The 16,826-nt window shown below is 65.6% G+C and carries 12 protein-coding genes; 7 read left to right on the top strand and 5 right to left on the bottom strand.

What is annotated here, in order from left to right; translation table 11 throughout:
- Positions 1-124: 124 nt before the first annotated feature.
- Both U0034_RS15735 and U0034_RS15730 read left to right on the top strand, forming a co-directional pair.
- Positions 125-844, top strand: coding sequence for an ArsR/SmtB family transcription factor (locus U0034_RS15735; RefSeq protein ID WP_085226564.1), 720 nt, complete (start codon positions 125-127; stop codon positions 842-844).
- 136 nt (positions 845-980) lie between these two features.
- Positions 981-3,485: a DUF6600 domain-containing protein gene (locus U0034_RS15730; RefSeq protein WP_139831133.1), complete on the top strand. Its 2,505-nt coding sequence runs from the start codon at positions 981-983 to the stop codon at positions 3,483-3,485.
- Positions 3,486-3,564: 79 nt separating this feature from the next.
- Here U0034_RS15730 and U0034_RS15725 read toward each other — a convergent pair whose 3' ends face one another.
- Together U0034_RS15725 and U0034_RS15720 are read right to left on the bottom strand one after the other, a co-directional pair.
- Positions 3,565-4,536, bottom strand: a complete 972-nt coding sequence (locus U0034_RS15725) for a thymidylate synthase (RefSeq protein ID WP_085226560.1) — start codon at positions 4,534-4,536, stop codon at positions 3,565-3,567.
- Positions 4,537-4,679: 143 nt separating this feature from the next.
- Entirely contained in the window at positions 4,680-6,050 is a 1,371-nt protein-coding gene (locus U0034_RS15720) for a sigma-54 dependent transcriptional regulator (RefSeq protein WP_085226558.1), read from the bottom strand.
- Between the two features lie 1,212 nt (positions 6,051-7,262).
- On the opposite strand from U0034_RS15720, the gene U0034_RS15715 reads away from it, so the two are divergent.
- Positions 7,263-8,909 carry a sigma-54 dependent transcriptional regulator gene (locus tag U0034_RS15715; RefSeq protein WP_386092259.1) on the top strand — a complete coding sequence of 549 codons (1,647 nt, stop codon included), beginning with the start codon at positions 7,263-7,265 and terminating at the stop codon, positions 8,907-8,909.
- Between the two features lie 112 nt (positions 8,910-9,021).
- A complete protein-coding gene (locus tag U0034_RS15710) occupies positions 9,022-9,522 on the top strand; it encodes a dihydrofolate reductase (RefSeq protein WP_085226554.1) in 501 nt (166 codons plus the stop codon).
- A 21-nt stretch (positions 9,523-9,543) separates the two neighbouring features.
- Here the strand turns inward: U0034_RS15710 and U0034_RS15705 are convergent, their stop codons facing one another.
- Complete coding sequence (locus U0034_RS15705) at positions 9,544-11,715, bottom strand: TonB-dependent siderophore receptor (RefSeq protein WP_085226552.1); 2,172 nt, start codon at positions 11,713-11,715, stop codon at positions 9,544-9,546.
- Between the two features lie 299 nt (positions 11,716-12,014).
- On the opposite strand from U0034_RS15705, the gene U0034_RS15700 reads away from it, so the two are divergent.
- Complete coding sequence (locus tag U0034_RS15700) at positions 12,015-13,229, top strand: PepSY-associated TM helix domain-containing protein (protein ID WP_085226550.1); 1,215 nt, start codon at positions 12,015-12,017, stop codon at positions 13,227-13,229.
- Positions 13,230-13,277: 48 nt separating this feature from the next.
- Here the strand turns inward: U0034_RS15700 and pmbA are convergent, their stop codons facing one another.
- Entirely contained in the window at positions 13,278-14,648 is a 1,371-nt protein-coding gene (gene pmbA, locus U0034_RS15695) for a metalloprotease PmbA (protein WP_085227229.1), read from the bottom strand.
- A 210-nt stretch (positions 14,649-14,858) separates the two neighbouring features.
- Here pmbA and yjgA point away from each other — a divergent pair, with 210 nt between their 5' ends.
- Positions 14,859-15,479, top strand: coding sequence for a ribosome biogenesis factor YjgA (gene yjgA / locus U0034_RS15690; protein ID WP_276330975.1), 621 nt, complete (start codon positions 14,859-14,861; stop codon positions 15,477-15,479).
- A complete protein-coding gene (gene mog / locus U0034_RS15685; RefSeq protein WP_085226547.1) occupies positions 15,460-16,083 on the top strand; it encodes a molybdopterin adenylyltransferase in 624 nt (207 codons plus the stop codon). Before yjgA ends, mog begins: the two co-directional genes overlap by 20 nt.
- Before the next feature lie 22 nt (positions 16,084-16,105).
- On the opposite strand, the gene orn is transcribed toward mog, so the two are convergent.
- The gene (orn, locus tag U0034_RS15680; RefSeq protein ID WP_085227227.1) at positions 16,106-16,714 is read right to left on the bottom strand and encodes an oligoribonuclease; all 609 of its coding nucleotides are present in this window, start codon (positions 16,712-16,714) and stop codon (positions 16,106-16,108) included.
- Positions 16,715-16,826 lie beyond the last annotated feature (112 nt).

The raw sequence follows: 16,826 nt of genomic DNA, 5'->3' as shown, positions 1-16,826 counted from the left end.
GGCGCGAATTCGATATTTCGCCTCGCGATGAAACATCGAATGCCGCCACCCATTAGACTGAAGACTGTTCATATCGATTCGAGGCGCTCGATGTAGCGAGTCGTCGCGCCGCCCGGAGATTGCCATGCCCCCCGCCCATGACCACGAACGCGACGCCAGCCACTTCCCGGGGCTCTCGCGGATCGGCGCGCTGCTCGCCGATCCCGGGCGCGCAGCCATGCTATGGGCCCTGATGGACGGCAGCGCACGCCCCGCGGGCGAACTCACCGTCATTGCGGGATTATCGCCGTCGGCGGCGAGCGGGCACCTCGCGCGCCTCACCGAAGGCGGCCTGCTGTCGCTCGAGGCGCGCGGGCGGCACCGCTACTACCGGATTGCGACGCCCGAGGTCGCGACCGCAATCGAAGCCCTCGCCCATCTCGCGCAGGCCAGCGCGCCGGCACGGCCCGCGCTGCGGCCCGCGCGTACGGTGCCGCTCGATCTGCGCTTCGCGCGGACCTGCTATGACCACATGGCGGGCGAGCTCGCCGTGCGCCTCTTTGATCGGCTCGTCGCACGCGGCTGGCTCGCCGAACACGATGGCGAGATCGAGACGACCGAGGCGGGCAACGACGTCTTCGCGCGCTGGGGCATCGACCTCGCCCGCCAGCGCGCGCGGCGGCGGCGCTTCGCCTGTACCTGCCTCGACTGGAGCGAGCGGCGCGCGCATCTGGGCGGGGCACTTGGCGCCGCGCTTTTCGAGCACTGGTGCGCGCAGGGTTGCGTGGAGCAGACAACCAGGCCGCGCGTGCTGCGCATCACGCCCGCGGGGCATCGCAGCTTCGAAGCGATTCTCGCGCCCTAGCGCGCAAGGCGGCGATCGCTGACATTTTTCGTTACAGCCGCGCCGCGCGGACTTACAAAAGACAGAGCCTTGATACAGGCAATGACGCTAGAGTGGTCTCACGGATGAGTCACTGCCATCCGGCCTCGAGATCATCATGACAAAGCGGACAACTTCCCCCCTCGTCACCTTTCGCCGCCTGACGAGCTGCGTGCTCGCCGCGAGCGCGCCGTTCGTGCTGCCTCCAAGCCCCGCGCTCGCGCAAAGCGCACCGCCGCTCGGCGCACGCGCAGCTACGCAGGGCGGCGATCCCCCCGGCCGCGTCGCGCGACTCAACTACATGGCCGGGACGGTCACGACCGAGCCCGCCGGCGCAAGCGATTGGTCGTACGCATCGGTGAATCGGCCACTGACCACGGGCGATCAGCTCTGGAACGACGCGAATGCCCGCTCCGAACTTCATATCGGCTCGACGGCGGTACGTCTCGGCTCCTCGACGAGCCTCGACATCCTGAATCTCGACGATGCGAACGCTCAGTTGAAAGTAACGCAAGGCATGCTTTCGACGCACGTGCACGACCTGGCGCCAGGTTCATCGTATGAGATCGATACACCGAACGCCGCGCTGGCGGTCACACGGCCGGGCGACTATCGCATCGACGTCTCGCCCGATGGCGGCTCGACAACAGTGACCGTGCGACGCGGGGCCCTGACCGCCTACGGTGACAACGGGCAGATGCCGCTGGAAGCGGGACAGCAGATTACGTTTTCCGGCACGAGCCTGCAAGTCGCGGCGAACGATCAGGTGCCCGCGCCCGACGGGTTCGACCAATGGGCCGAGAGCCGCGATGCCGCAGCCGAGCGATCGGTCTCCGCGCGCTACGTGTCGCGCGAAATGCCGGGTTACGAAGATCTCGATGCGAACGGCTCCTGGAGCGACGATCCGCAGTACGGCGCCGTTTGGATTCCGCGCGCGGTGCCGGTGGGGTGGGCGCCCTATCACAACGGCCACTGGGCCTGGATTCCACCGTGGGGATGGACTTGGGTCGACGATGCGCCGTGGGGCTTCGCGCCCTATCACTATGGCCGTTGGGCATATGTCGGCTCGTCCTGGTGCTGGGTGCCCGGCCCCGTCGTCAGTGCACCGCCGGTCTACGCGCCCGCGCTCGTCGCCTTCGTGGGCGGCTCGGGGGGCGGGCTCAGTTGGAGCGTCGGGCTCACGATCGGCGGTGCACCTTCACCGGGTGTCGCCTGGTTTCCGCTCGGTCCAGGCGAAGCCTGGCGTCCGAGCTATGGCGGATGGAGCCCGCGCTATTACGAGCGCGTGAATCAGACAGTCATCGTCAACCAGACCAATGTCAACATCAACAACATCCACAACACGTATGTGAACTATCGCGCACCGGGCGCCGTGACCGCCGTGCCCGCCACGGCCTTCGTGCGGGGCCGTCCGGTTGCCCACTTTGCCCAGCGGGTGGACCCGGCGCAGTGGCACAACGCGCGCATCAATCCGGGGGCGCCCGGCATCGCGCCTGTGCGCGAGAGCTACAGACCGGGCTTGCGCCCGGCCGGCTATCGTCCGCCCGGCCCGCTCGCACAACGGCCGGTAGTCGCCACCCATGCCCCGGGCGTGCCGGCCGTCTATCGCGACCCGCTCGCTCAGCACCTCGCGCAAACGGGCGGGCAGGTGCCGGGAGCCGGCCGTCCCGTGGCACATATGACCCCGCCGGCCGGCATTGCGGCCCAGATGGCGCCGCGCGCCGGCAATGCCGAAGCAGCACGCAACGTAAGGGTCGTCGCGCGGCAATCGCCCGTCGTCGCGCCGGGCCAGCGGCAGACAGCCGGGGAGCCCGGCGCGCAAGGCGGGCGGGGGAGTTTCTATCCGGGCGGCGAGCCGCAGGCACCCCGTGGCGGACTGCCCGGCGCTCAAACGCGCACGCCTGGCAACGGCGTGCCGCGACCGCCGGCGGCTGCCCGCAGCGAGCCGGGCGCCATGGGCGGTGCGGGCCCCGCAGCGGCGGCACCACGCCCACAGCCGGCGTGGACGCAACCCCATACGCCGATGGCGCAGCAACCGCATGGAATGACGGGCCGTGTGGACGGGGCACCAACCCGTGCCGCGCAGGGCCCACGGGCGCAGGCACCCATGCAGCCTCAGGCAGAGCGCGTACCGCAACCGGGTATGCAACCGACGGCACGCGTGCCGCAGCCCGGATACCGCGAATCGGCGGGGCCAGGCGGCAGCGAGTCACGCGTCGCCCCGCGGCAGATGGGACAGATCCCGCAATCGCGCGCGGAGGAACCCCGGGTACAGGCTCAAGCGAAAGCGCGCCCTGAGCCAATGCCGCAGCAGCCTGGCCCCCGCGTCGAGCAGCCCCAGGTTCAGCCCCGCTTCGAGCAGCCACACGTGCAACCCCAGCCGCAACCGCATTTCGAACAGCCGCGTCCGCAACCCCAGCCGCAGCCGCACTTCGAACAGCCGCGTCCGCAACCCCAGCCGCAGCCGCATTTCGAACAGCCGCGTCCGCAACCCCAGCCGCAGCCGCACTTCGAACAGCCGCGTCCGCAACCCCAGCCGCAGCCGCACTTCGAACAGCCGCGTCCGCAACCCCAGCCCCAGCACCCGCAGGCACAAGCGCGCGAACCGCACCACCAAGGTTGAACCGCAAAAGGCCGCAAAAGCGAAAGCGCCCGCCGCGATGGCATCGCGGCGGGCGCTGACGGTGTGGACGCGCTCGCGTTCAGACGGCCATGGGCGCGGTCAGCGGCTCGTGATGGCGGTAGCCCACCAGCGAGAAATCGGCGGGCTCGACCTTTTCGAGCCACTCCGGTTCGTAGCGGCCAGTCTCCGCATAGGCGGGAACACGGTCGGCAATCACGAGCCGGGGGCGCTCGAGCGGCGTGCGTTCGAGTTGCCGCTGCAACATATCGAGCTGGTTCTCGTAGATGTGGGCATCGCCGATGAAATAGGTGAACCAACGCGGCGTGTATCCCGTCAGCCGCCCCACGAGCGTGAGCAGCGCCGCCCCTTCCGCGAGATTGAACGGCGTGCCGAGGCCCACGTCGTTGCTGCGGATGTAGAGGCACAGCGAAATCTCGCGGCGCGTGACGTTGGGTATGAACTGGTAGAGCAGATGGCAGGCGGGAAGCGCGATCTCGTCGAGCGCCGCGGGATTCCAGCCATGAAAAAGAATGCGTCGATCGGTGGGGCGGCTCATGATCGTGTCGAGGCATTGCCGCAATTGATCGATCGCCTTATAGAGCAGGACCTTCGCCTGCCCTGCTTCCTCGAACTGCGTGACGATCCGGTAGCCACGCGCGCGCGCGTCCTCGATGCACGCGGCGGCCTGCGCATCGAGCACCTTGTAGGCAGGCCACTGACGCCATTGCACGCCGTAGATGTCGCCCAGATCGTCCGGACCTTCGCGATACGGGTTCGCGAGCCATTCGGCGTTGTCGTTGGCGTTCGCATCCCACACCTTGCAGCCGAGATCGCGAAAATCTGCGGCGCTGCGCGATGCGCGCAGAAAGCCCACCAACTCGCCGATCGCCGACTTGAACGCAAGCTTTTTCGTCGTGACGGCAGGAAAGCCTTCCTGCAAGTCGAAGCGCATCATCGCGCCGGGCATGCTGATCGTACGGATGCCCGTGCGGTTTTCCTGCCACGCACCCGTATCGAGGATCGTGCGGACAAGGTCGAGATACTGTTTCATTGGTGTTTCCTCATGCTCGAGGCGAGGTGGCCGGCCAAGCGCCCGTTCGCGTAAGGCACGATTCTACCAAGGCGCGGGCGGCACGTTTCGGCGGCGCCCCTGCGCCGTCTCAGCCCATTACCGACGCAAATCCCGCACCCGATTCAACTCGTCATGCGATTCGAGCCCGGATGCACCTCGACGTGGCGCATGCCGTGCGCGCCGAGCAGCCGATAGAGGGTCACGCGCGATATACCGAGTTCGTGCGCCGCATCGCCGAGGCGCCCTCGATGGCGCAGCAAGGCCAGCTCGATCGCCTGCCGTTCGGCAGCCTCGCGAGCCTGCGCGAGCGAGATAGGAACGACTTCGACATATTCCACGAGTTCGAGGTCGCGCGCCGTGATGAGCCGGCCTTCCGACATGACGATCGCACGACGCACACGGTTGATCAGCTCGCGCACGTTTCCTGGCCAGCGGTAGTTGTGCAGGGCGGCGATCGCATCGGCCGAAAAGCCGCGCAAGCGGCGGCTCGCATCCTTGCGGTAACGTTCGAGCATATGGCGCGCGAGCAGCTCGATATCCCTGCCCCGCGCCCGCAGCGGTGGCTCGTCGATCTGCAGAACGCACAGCCGATGATAGAGATCCCCGCGGAACCGGCTTTCCATCATGGCGCGATGCATGTCCACGTGCGTCGCCGAAATGATACGCACGTCGACAGGAATCGTGTCATGGCCGCCGAGCCGTTCGATCTTGCCCTCCTGAAGAAAGCGCAGCAGGCTCGCCTGGCTTTCGAGCGGCAGGTCGCCGATCTCATCGAGAAAAAGCGTACCACCGTGAGCCGCTTCGATACGGCCGATCTTGCGCTGGTTCGCGCCGGTGAACGCGCCGCGTTCGTAGCCGAACAATTCCGATTGCAAAAGATGCGGGGGAATGGCGCCGCAATTGATGGCGACGAATGGTGCATGGCGACGGGGCGAACGCTCGTGGATCGCAAGCGCGCTCAACTCCTTGCCCGTGCCCGACTCGCCCGAGACGAACACGGGCGCGTCGGTCATCGCGACTTTGCGGATTGCACGAAAGAGTGCTCGCATCGCCTCGCACGAGCCGATCATTTCACCTTCGCCCACGCGCGCAGACTGTTCGTCTTCGGCATCCGACAACACCACCATGCCATAGGCGTGACCGACCGAATCGACGATGCGGCGAGCTTCGTCGGGCATCGTCACGTAATCGAAACAGTAATCGCGCACGAGCCGGCGCAGCGCGCCGTCCTGCAACTGCCCGGGTACGGTGGCAGCCACCCAGCCGATGCTCGGCAGCATGAGGCAAGGCTCGAGCGCGTCGATCTCCTGCCCATCGAACCCGCACGCGAGATCGAGGAGGCCTCCCGCGGCCGCATCGCCGCGTATCGCCCGGCGCACATCGCGTGCGTTCGCCACGACGTCGACTTCCCACCCGCGCTGCACGAACTGCGCGCTCAATTGCGCGCTGGCGTTTCGCGTTACGTAAATCAAATGGCGTTTAGCGGGTTCCATTGTTCAGACCTCGTTGCTATCGACCATTTCGGGCTTTCACGCAGGCTCGTCGCACCCGCCTCGCCCGAATCCCGGCGTCTCGCTTCGCTTCATACGCCGATCAAGTCGTCTCCTCCCCGCTACATTGCATCCAACGTCTAAAGGAATTATTAATAGCAATGGCCTTCGATTGGCCTTTTTTCAAGAAAGAAAACCGCTTCAAAAGCTTACTATAGGGGCCGTCGTTCAGCATCCTGAGCATATGTAACAAAATTGGAAGCGCAGGCTCGGGCACACGCCAGACCGCGTCCGCCATCGTTGCCGAGCGTTGCTTTGACCTCGTGACTCTTTGCGACAGCACCGGCGCTTCGCAAACCCTTCTCAATGAAGATCGGGACGCACTCGTTTCATCCATGAAACGATTTGGTGCAATTCCCGGTTACTCAATTCGAGCAATGCGGCTCGGCCCCAATTGCCGCAATGATCTCGCGGCAATGGCATGTCTTTCGCTCCATGGCTTCGCAACAACGGAGGCAGCGTCATGCAATTGCGTCGCCCAGTTCGTCTGCGAAGGCGCATGCACTCGAGCGCGCGACGCTTGTCGCGTGCGTGGCGAAGGCCGCCGCATCAAGAGCCGCATGCGTCGAGCGTCATACTCTGGGACGAGATCGCGCGACCTGCGCCAGTGCCGACGCCGCTACCGGCGCCTGCCGACACGATGGGACTTCCGTTGCGATACCGCATGCGTACGCCAATCCATAGCCATTGGACGCCACGGGTGCGGCCACGCGTGTCATCGTGCGATCGCGTGAGAACGACAGATCGAGACAAACATCGACCGGTTTGTGCTCCGTCCCCCGGCGGGCACTTTTTTATCCATGCGGTCCCTTCGCGCGGTGAGCGCAGGGACCGCCGCCGGCGGGTCTGCTTTCGCACAGAAGCGCTGCGGCGAAACCGCCGATGCATTGCGAAATGTGCGGCAAGCAACGCGCGGCTTACGCGGGTTGCTTCTACGCTTGCAGTCATGCAGCCGGCGTCAGTAACGCACCGGCGCCGTTCGAGGCGGCGCCGCGCAGCGACAACAGCGCGTTACGCACGGCTGCGGTAGTCATGGCAGCGCGCCGGGACCGGCCAGGCGAAAGACGTCGCGGCCCGCTGCAAACCGGGGGAAAACAATGATCAGCCTGTCAGCACCATTCGTGCGGCACCTTGGGCCGTCTGTGACAACGCACGCTGTCGAATCGAGCATCTGCCGAAGGTACGGGAAGCGCGCCGCCCCTTTTGCGCCGTGTGGCCCAGGCCGGTACGACGCGGGAGCGCCAGGAAGGGCATGCCCGCGCTCGCCGCTTCCGCCCCTCCTCTGAAGCCCGATCGCGAGGAGACATCGTGCGCGACACCATCCATCTGACCAACATCGGGCCTTCGGGGGCTGGCACCTCGCTCGATGGCGCGGCTCGCACGCAAGCAGGCCGCTATGCCGAAACCGACAGCACCCGGAAACGCGCGCTCGTCTATGCGGCGAGAATTCCCGACGATACGCTCATCGAACATCTGACAAGCCGTGGCTGGCATGTCTCGGTTGCGTGCTCGCCCGGCGACGCCGCGCGGATCGCCCGCCCCGAGAACCCCTATGCCGGCATCGTCGACCTGACGCGGTTCAACGCGCGCGACCTCGCCTCGCTCGAATCGAGCCTGCGGCAACAACAGATCGGCTGGATCGCGCTCGCGAGCCCCGAACGGCTCGCCGAGCCCGATGTGCGGCGGCTGATCCGTCATTACTGCTTCGACTATGTGAAGACGCCCGTCTCCTATCAGACCGTCGACTATCTTGCGGGGCATGCCTTCGGCATGGTGACGCTGGGCGATTTCGACGTGGTGTCCTGCATCGCGACGGCCGGCGACGACGAAATGGTCGGCACCTGCGAAGCCATGCAGCAGCTTTTTCGCACCATCCGCAAGGTCGCGAATACGGATGCCGCCGTCTTCATCTCGGGCGAATCGGGTACCGGCAAGGAGCTGACGGCGCTCGCGCTTCACGAACGCTCGCCGAGGCGCAAAGCGCCTTTCGTTGCCATCAACTGCGGCGCCATCCCTCACCACCTGCTCCAGTCCGAGCTCTTCGGCTATGAGCGCGGCGCCTTCACTGGCGCAAGCCAGCGCAAGATCGGGCGCGTGGAGGCGGCCAATGGTGGCACGCTTTTTCTCGACGAAATCGGCGATCTGCCGCTCGAGAGCCAGGCGAGTCTGCTGCGCTTTCTCCAGGAGGGCAAGATCGAGCGGCTCGGCGGACGCGAGTCGGTTGCGGTGAATGTACGTGTGATCTCCGCCACGCACGTCGATCTCGAGGCCGCGATGCGCGAAGGGCGCTTCCGTGCCGACCTGTTCCATCGCCTGTGCGTACTTCGCATCGACGAGCCGCCGCTGCGCGCCCGCGGCAAGGACATCGAGATCCTGGCGCATCATGTCCTGCATCGGTTCAAGGCCGACAGCACGCGCAAGATCCGCGGCTTCGCGCCATCGGCCGTGGAGGCGATGCACAGCTACGGCTGGCCCGGCAATGTGCGCGAACTGATCAACCGCGTGAGGCGCGCGATCGTGATGGCCGAAGGCAAGCTGATCTCGGCCGACGACCTCGGGCTGACGCAATTCACCGACCAGCAGACGACAACGCTCGCGCAGGCGCGCGACGCTGCGGAAAAACGCGCCATCGAAGCGGCGTTGCTGCGCCACCGTCACCGGCTCAACGAAGCGGCAGCGGATCTCGGCATTTCGCGCGTGACGCTGTATCGGCTCATGAGCGCTCACGGGCTGCGCTCGGGCAATGGAAACGAGCAAGAGAAGGCCGGCGCGGCGGGGACACACGACGACGAACGCGACTGATGCCGCGGCCGGGGTTGCGTGCATGCGGCAGACGCAAACAACGGATGGACGAGAAGCGGGCGCGCGTCGCGTAAAATCGGCGCATCTCTGCTTTTTCGGTTAGCCCTCCCAGATGACGACGTTGACCCTGATCGTCGCTCGCGCCCGCAACGGCGTGATCGGCCGCGACAACCAGCTACCCTGGCGCCTGCCCGAAGACCTCGCGTTCTTCAAGCGAACGACGATGGGCGCGCCGATCATCATGGGTCGCAAGACGCATGAGTCGATCGGCAGACCGCTGCCCGGCCGGCGCAATATCGTGGTGACGCGCGATGCATTCCGACGTTTCGACGGATGCGAGACCGCAACGAGCATCGACGCCGCGCTCGCCCTCGCAGCCGATGCCCCGGAGGCGTTTCTCATCGGCGGCACTGAGCTGTATCGGCAGGCGATCGGGCACGCAGACAAACTCATCGTGACCGAGATCGACGCCGATTTCGAGGGCGACGCGACGTTTCCCGCCCCCGATCCGGCACAGTGGCACGCCGTGTCGCACGAGCCGCACCGCCTCGAGGGCGCCGACGGGTTCGACTATGCGCGCGTCGTGTATGCGCGCGTGGCGGCTGCGCGGTAAAGCGGCGTCGACGGCGCGCGCCTAGAAATCGATCTTCGCGTTCAGACTGATCGTACGCGGATCGCCGGGCTTGACGTAGTCGGCGTACTGGAACTCCCAGTAACGGCGGTTCAGGACATTGTCGAGCGCCGCGCGCAGCGTCACGTCATGTCCGCCGATACGCGTCATGTAGCTCGCCCCGAGGTTGACGAGCAGGAACCCGGGTACCTTCAGATCCCCGGCGGCCCGCAATTGCGTGTTGCCGGTAAACTTGGCGTCGACGCCAACCTGCAGGCCCGGCAAGTAAGGCACCGTATAGGCGATGCGTCCGGCCGCCACGAAGGTGGGCGCGCCCGCCACGCGGTTGCCGTTGTACGCGGAGCCCTTCGCGTACCAGGAGTCGAGCAGCATCAGGTCGCCGGAAACGCGCCAGTCGCGACCGAGCCGCAAAGCCCCGCCAGCCTCGACACCCTGAAAGATCGACTCGCCGTCCTGAACGTAGACGTTGCTGGCGTTGGCGTATTCCGCGCCGCGCTCGATGCGAAAGACGGCAGCCGAGGCGCTCCAGCGCGAGCGCTCGGTCTTAATTCCGAGCTCGTACTGGCGGCTGCGCAGCGGCCTCAGCAGCTGACCGGCGTTCGCATAGGTATCGCCCACGCGCGCGCCTTGTTCGAGCGACTCGACATAGCTCGCGTAGAGCGTCGTCTGCGGGTCGAGCTTGTACATGACCGCGAAGGTCGGCGTGAGTACGCCGCTTTGGTCGTAGGACGAACTGAGCGCACCCGATGTCGTGTACGAGTTCTGCTGATAGTTCGTATAGCGCAGGCCGGCCAGCACCGACAGGCGGCTCGTCAGGTGCATCGTGTCGCTCGCGAACAGCGACTTTTGCGTGATGTCGCTATCGCGATAGGTCTCGAGACCGCCTGGGCTGTAGTAGCGATAAGGGTCCGACGAGTACAGATTGCCCGCGCCGAGGGTTGCGAACGTCGAGTTGCGGGCGTAGTCGTTGGTCTGCCGCTGCCATGCCGCACCGAGCACGAGGTCGTGCGAGAACGGCCCCGTCTTCACCTTGCCTTCGAACATGCCTTGCCAAAGGCTGAACTGATGGCCTTCCTTGCCGTTCCAGCGCGCATCGGAATAGTTGCCGGCGCTATCGAGCAGATAGAGCGTACTCTCGTTACGCTCTCGCGAGACCTGGCTGTAGCTGAACGTCGAACTGAACGCCCAGTCGGGCGAGAGTTGATAGCGCACACCCGCCGTGTAGAGCTGCAGGTTCGTGTTCAGATACTGATCGTTGCCGGCGAGGTTGCTGTTGCCGGCGCTGATGGTCGACGGCAGACTCCCGCCCGGCAGCGAGCCCGTATAGATTGACGGCGTCTGCCCATCGGTGTGCCGATTCTGATAAAGCGCGCCGAAGCTCACCGACAAGTCGCGCGTCAGGTGCCCGTCGAGCGAGAGCGACACCGTATCGCGTCGGACGTTGCCATTGTTGTAGGTCTTGCCGTCCTCGTGCGTCACGTTCAGGCGCGCGCCGAACATATCGTCGGGACCGAAGCGCCCGCCCAGATCGGCATGCTCGCTCCACACGCCGTTGTTCCGGTAACCGATGTCGACGCTTCGAACCGTTTCCGTGGGCTTCTTGGTCACGTAGTTGACGACGCCGCCCGGCGCGCCGAATCCGTACATGAAGCCCGTCAGGCCCTTCAGAAGCTCCACGCGATCCAGTTGCTCGTACGGCATCGTGATGCCGTACGCGATGAACGGCATACCGTCGATGCGATAGCCCGTCTGCCAGTCGAGCTGCATGCCTCGCACGGTCATGTAGCTGGCCCAGGCACTATAGGCGCCGCTGTTGTCCGTCACCGAAGCATCGCCGATGAATACGTCGCCGAGCTTGTAGGTCTGCTGGTCGGCCAACTGCTCGTTCGTCACGACCGTGGTGGAGAAGGGCGTGTCGAGTTGCGAGCGGGCGCCGAGCGCGCCGCTCGTCACCTCCGTGCGCAGGTGCTGCCCGGGATCCGTCACCGCGCCGGCGGTTACTTTGACGGCGGGCAGCACCCCTTTCGCCGCAGCGGATGTCTCGTCGGCGTTCGTCGTCGTTTGCGCGCAAACGAGGCCCGCGTGCCCGGCGGCGAACAACAGTGAAGCGATGAGCCGGGCGGGACCCGGCTTGCGGCGAAAAGAGGGAGCGTGACGGATGACGGCGGTCTTCATTGGTCTGAGCTGTTGATGTTAATGGAAATACGAATTATTCTTATTATTGAGGTCGCGATGGTACCGGGAAATTTTCGGGATTGAAAGGGTGGGAGGAAAGTGAAAGGGTCTTTGGGAGGGGCGCAACGAAACGGTTCCACCCCTACGCGGGGGCTTTCGTTTTACTTGCCGGGCGTCGGCAACGCACATAGAATGCGAACAATTCGCATTTACGATGGACGCAACATGTCTTTGCTCTCGACGCGCGCGGACCGCGCGAAGGCCCGCCTCGGGGCCTCCAGGCATGTGAGGCGCGCGGCATGAGGCCGCTTTTAGTCCGGCTGCATCGCTGGTTCGGGCTTGCAACGGCGGCTTTTTTGTTCGTTGCGGGGCTGACCGGCGCGATCATCGCCTGGGACCACGAACTCGATGCAGCGCTGAACCCCACGTTCTACCGTGCTGCGACGCGCGGCGCCCCGCTCCCCCCATTGGAGTTGGCTAGACGCATCGAAGCGAACGATCCGCGACTGATGGTGAGCTATCTGCCGTTGCAGGTGGAGGCCGGCAATACGTTGATCGTAAGCGTCACGCCACGCGTCGACCCGCGCACGGGACGGCCCTACGTGCTGGGCTTTACCCAGGTGGCGGTCGATCCGGCAACCGCTGCGGTGCAGGGCCGGCGCGAGTGGGGCGCCCTATCGCTGAACCGGCTCGACCTTCTTCCGTTCGTCTACAAGCTTCATTACTCGCTGCATCTGCCGATACTGCGCGGCATCGACCTCGGCACCTGGCTGATGGGCCTCGTCGGCATCGTCTGGATGTTCGATGGCATGGTGGCGCTCGTGCTCGCCTTCCCCAGCGCGAAAAGCTGGCGCAAATCCTTCGCGTTCCGGTTGCGGCGTGGCGGCCACGCGCTCGTATTCGATCTGCACCGCTCGGGCGGCGTATGGGTATGGGGGCTGTTGCTCGTGCTGGCAGTGACGTCGGTGTCGATGAACCTGAGCGCGCCCGTCGTGCGTCCCCTCGTGTCGCTGCTGTCGCCGCTTTCGGCTACGCCGTTCACGAACCCGGCCGGCCGCGAACCACTTGGCCCCGTGGAAACGGCACTGAGCCGCGAACGCATCGCAGAAATGGCCGTTGCCGCAGGGCGCGACGAGGGGCTGAAGGAGGCACCCGGCGCGATCTTCTTCGTCCCCACGCTCGCCGCGTATGGCGTCGGCTACTTCGGCGCAGGCAACGAGCATGGCGATATCGGGCTCGGCAACGCCTGGCTTTACTGGGACGCGCGCACGGGCGCGCTCGTGGGCCGTCAGATACCCGGCAAGGGCTCGCCGGGCGATCTGTTCATGCAAGCGCAATTTCCATTGCACTCGGGCCGTATCGCCGGCATGGCGGGCCGCGTGATCATCAGCGCGATGGGTATCGTCGTCGCCATGCTCAGCTTGACGGGCGTACTCATCTGGCTGAAAAAGGCACGTGCACGGCGCCGTGCGGCGCCAGCGCTGTCGCCGTCACGCTCGCCGATCAGAACCTGAGAGCAGGTAACGCACCAAGCGCCGCGCAAGCGCGCGGCCTCGGTGCGCTTACTGCCCCGCAACCGTCATCTGTTCGATCAGCACCGAGCCCGTTTGCTTCGTCCCGCGCACGATCGTATCGGCACCGATCGCCGCGATGTGACGGAACATCTCCTGCAGCGTACTGGCAACCGTGATCTCCTCCACCGCGTACTGGATCTCGCCGTTTTCGACCCAGAACCCGGAAGCGCCGCGCGAATAGTCGCCCGTCACGTAGTTGACGCCCTGCCCCATCAGCTCGGTCAGCAGCAGGCCCGTACCGAGTTTCCTGAGCATGGCTTCGAAATCGTCGCCCGGTTGCGTGGCCGAGCTGGCCAGCGACAGGTTGTGCGATCCGCCTGCATTGCCCGTAGTCTGCATGCCGAGTTTGCGTGCGGAATAGGTCGACAGAAAATACCCTTCGACCACGCCATCCTTCACGACGGCGCGCCGCTGCGTGCGCACGCCCTCTTCGTCGAATGGCGCGCTGCCCATGGCGCGCGGCACATGGGGATCCTCGACGATCTGCACATGCGGCGCGAAGACAGGCTTGCCGAGACTGTCGACGAGAAACGAAGTCTTGCGGTAAAGCGCGCCACCGCTCGTGGCCTGCACGAATGCGCCGAGCAGCCCGGCAGCGAGCGGCGCCTCGAACAGCACCGGCACCTTGCGCGTATCGAGGCGGCGTGCATTCAGCCGCGCGAGTGCCCGTTGGGCCGCATACCGCCCCACAGCCTCCGGCGGCGCGAGCTCGCCGGCGCTGCGCTTGGACGAGTACCAGTCGTCGCGCTGCATGTTGCGCCCGCTGCCCGCGATCGGCGCGCATGCAACGTAGTGGCGCGAATACGGATAGCCAGCCAGAAAGCCGCGCGTAGTCGCCAGCACGAACTGAGAATGCTGCGCCGAGACGCTCGCGCCCTCCGAATTGCGAATCTGCGGGTCGGTCGCGAACGCGGCGTCCTCGGCTCGGCGTGCGATTTCGACGGCTTCATCGGCGCTCAGTTGCCACGGATGGTAAAGGTCGAGATCGCGCGGCGCCTTTTCGAGCAGTTCGGCTTCGGCAAGACCCGCGCAATGATCTTCGGCCGTGAAACGCGCGATGTTGTAAGCCGCCGCGACGGTGTCGCGCAGCGCCTCCTTCGAAAAATCGGAAGTACTGGCATTACCGCGCTTGGCGCCGATGAACACGGTGACACCCACCATCTTGTCCCGGTTGTGCTCGATCGTCTCGACCTCGCCACGCCGTACGGAGACGGACAGGCCGTCCCCCTCGGAGATCTCCGTCGCGGCATCCGTCGCGCCGAGCGATTTCGCATGGCGAAGAATGTCCGACGCGATCTCTTTGAGTTCGTCTTGCGTATGCGGGAAAAAGCGTTGGGGGGTGTCGGTATCCGCTGCCATCGTGGTTGCCATCCGGTTCAGAGCCTTCGATAAAGGGCGTTGCGTGAGCGACGGCGCTCGGCTCGCCATGCCGGCAGCGCCGCGGCGCTCGCGCCCGTCGTTCGCATCCCGCGATCATAGCAAGGTCCGCGGCCTTGCACGTCGCCATCGTCCATTCGGACAAGGGACAGGGGACGGAGGGGGGCGATGGCGCGCGCTACAATGGAGCCCATGACACGCAAAACCCGTATTCAGCCGATCGAACCTGCCGATCCGGCGATCGACGACGAGGGCGGCAGCGACCGCCCGAGCAAATCGCAGTTGAAACGCGAAATGCATGCGCTGCAAGCACTCGGCGTAGCACTCGTGGAGTTGCCGAAAGACGCGCTCAGACGCATGCCCATGCCGGAAGACCTTGCCGACGCCGTTCGCGAGGCCCGGCGCATCACGGACCATGAAGGCAAGCGCAGGCAGTTGCAGTACGTCGGCCGGCTGATGCGCTCGCTCGCCGAGGAGGAAATCGCGGCCCTGCGCGCCGCGCTCGATGCGCAGCGCGGCGAAAGCAAGGCCGAAACGGCGCGTCTGCACTGGATCGAACGTACGCGCGAGCAGCTGCTTGCCGACGATGCCGCCTTTACCGAGTTCCTGCGCGCGCATCCCGGCGCCGACGCCCAAGCCGGCCGCACGCTGATCCGCAATGCGCGCAAGGAAGCGCAGCAGGCGAAACCGCCGCGGTACTACCGCGAACTCTTTCAATGGATCAAGGCTGCGAGCGAAGCGCCGCGGCTGCCCGGTGGCGACGCTGCCGCCGATCACCTGACGGAAGACGACGATGACGCGAGCCACGCGTAAGCACCCCGACGAAATCGTGATCGGCCTCGTCTCGATCAGCGATCGCGCGAGCACCGGCGTGTACGAGGACAAGGGTATTCCGGCGCTGACGGGCTGGCTTGAAAAGGCGCTGAGCTCGCCGTGGCAGACCGTGACCCGGCTCGTTGCCGACGATGCGCCGACCATCTCCGCCACGCTCGTCGAACTCGTCGACCACGTCGGCTGCGATCTCGTCCTGACGACGGGCGGCACGGGCCCTGCCCGCCGCGACGTCACACCCGAGGCAACGCTTGCAGTGGCGACGAAGGAAATGCCCGGCTTCGGCGAGCAGATGCGGCAGATCAGCCTGAACTTCGTGCCGACGGCGATTCTCTCTCGCCAAGTCGCCGTTGTGCGGGAGACGCCGGACCATGCAGCGCTCATCGTGAATCTTCCGGGCCAACCGAAATCGATTCAAGAAACGCTGGAAGGGTTGCGGGACACGACCGGTGCCATAAAAGTATCGGGCATTTTCGCGGCCATCCCTTACTGCATCGATCTGATCGGCGGGCCGTACATGACGACGCGCGAGGAAGTCGTGGCGGCCTTCCGGCCGAAGAGTGCGCAACGGGCGCCGCGCGCATAAGCGGGGCGCTCGCGCCCGCCGCTCAGGCGCCCTCGACCGCTGCGCTCGGCGCTACGACGAGAAAGTGCTGCCGGTAGTACTTGAGTTCGTCGATCGATTCGTGAATGTCGGCGAGCGCGGTATGCATCGCGCGCTTTTGGAAGCCCTTGTAGACGGCTGGCTGCCAGCGGCGGCAGAGCTCCTTGAGCGTGCTGACGTCGAGGTTGCGATAGTGGAAGAACTTCTCGAGCTCGGGCATCCAGCGCGCCATGAAGCGCCGATCCTGGCAAATGGAGTTACCGCACATCGGCGACTTCCCGGGCGGCACGTACTGGCCGAGAAACGTGCGAATCTGCTCGGCGGCCTGTGCCTCGGTCACGGTCGAAGCCCGCACACGATCGATGAGGCCGGAGCGCCCGTGCGTGTTCTTGTTCCAATCGTCCATTTTTCCGAGCGTCTCGTCGCTCTGATGAATGGCGAGCACGGGGCCCTCCACCACCCTGTCGAGCGTCGAATTCGTGACCACGACGGCAATCTCGATAATGCGGTCCGTGTCGGGCTCGAGTCCCGTCATTTCCATATCGAGCCAGACGAGATTCATCTCGCTGCGGATGAGCGTCGGCTCGCCGACGGGTTCGAGAGTGTCAGTCATGAAAGCAATCCAGGTTACGTAAGCGTTCGGCGTTTGCGCCGGTGCGCTGGTGCGCCGATACGGCGGCAACGAACGTGCAAATCCGAACGTGCGAACCGGTGCACTCGCCGGC

Source organism: Trinickia caryophylli, assembly GCF_034424545.1.
Classification (GTDB): Bacteria; Pseudomonadota; Gammaproteobacteria; order Burkholderiales; family Burkholderiaceae; genus Trinickia; species Trinickia caryophylli.
The sequence above is the reverse complement of the archived record's forward strand: the minus strand, read 5'-3'. Positions and strand labels throughout refer to the sequence as shown.

Excerpts from the sequence above, each read along its gene's own strand:
- U0034_RS15735 (WP_085226564.1), top strand. The coding sequence starts at position 125 with ATGCCCCCCGCCCATGACCACGAACGCGACGCCAGCCACTTCCCGGGG.
- U0034_RS15730 (WP_139831133.1), top strand. The coding sequence starts at position 981 with ATGACAAAGCGGACAACTTCCCCCCTCGTCACCTTTCGCCGCCTGACG.
- U0034_RS15725 (WP_085226560.1), bottom strand. The coding sequence starts at position 4,536 with ATGAAACAGTATCTCGACCTTGTCCGCACGATCCTCGATACGGGTGCG.
- U0034_RS15720 (WP_085226558.1), bottom strand. The coding sequence starts at position 6,050 with ATGGAACCCGCTAAACGCCATTTGATTTACGTAACGCGAAACGCCAGC.
- U0034_RS15710 (WP_085226554.1), top strand. The coding sequence starts at position 9,022 with ATGACGACGTTGACCCTGATCGTCGCTCGCGCCCGCAACGGCGTGATC.
- U0034_RS15705 (WP_085226552.1), bottom strand. The coding sequence starts at position 11,715 with ATGAAGACCGCCGTCATCCGTCACGCTCCCTCTTTTCGCCGCAAGCCG.
- U0034_RS15700 (WP_085226550.1), top strand. The coding sequence starts at position 12,015 with ATGAGGCCGCTTTTAGTCCGGCTGCATCGCTGGTTCGGGCTTGCAACG.
- pmbA (WP_085227229.1), bottom strand. The coding sequence starts at position 14,648 with ATGGCAGCGGATACCGACACCCCCCAACGCTTTTTCCCGCATACGCAA.
- yjgA (WP_276330975.1), top strand. The coding sequence starts at position 14,859 with ATGACACGCAAAACCCGTATTCAGCCGATCGAACCTGCCGATCCGGCG.
- mog (WP_085226547.1), top strand. The coding sequence starts at position 15,460 with ATGACGCGAGCCACGCGTAAGCACCCCGACGAAATCGTGATCGGCCTC.
- orn (WP_085227227.1), bottom strand. The coding sequence starts at position 16,714 with ATGACTGACACTCTCGAACCCGTCGGCGAGCCGACGCTCATCCGCAGC.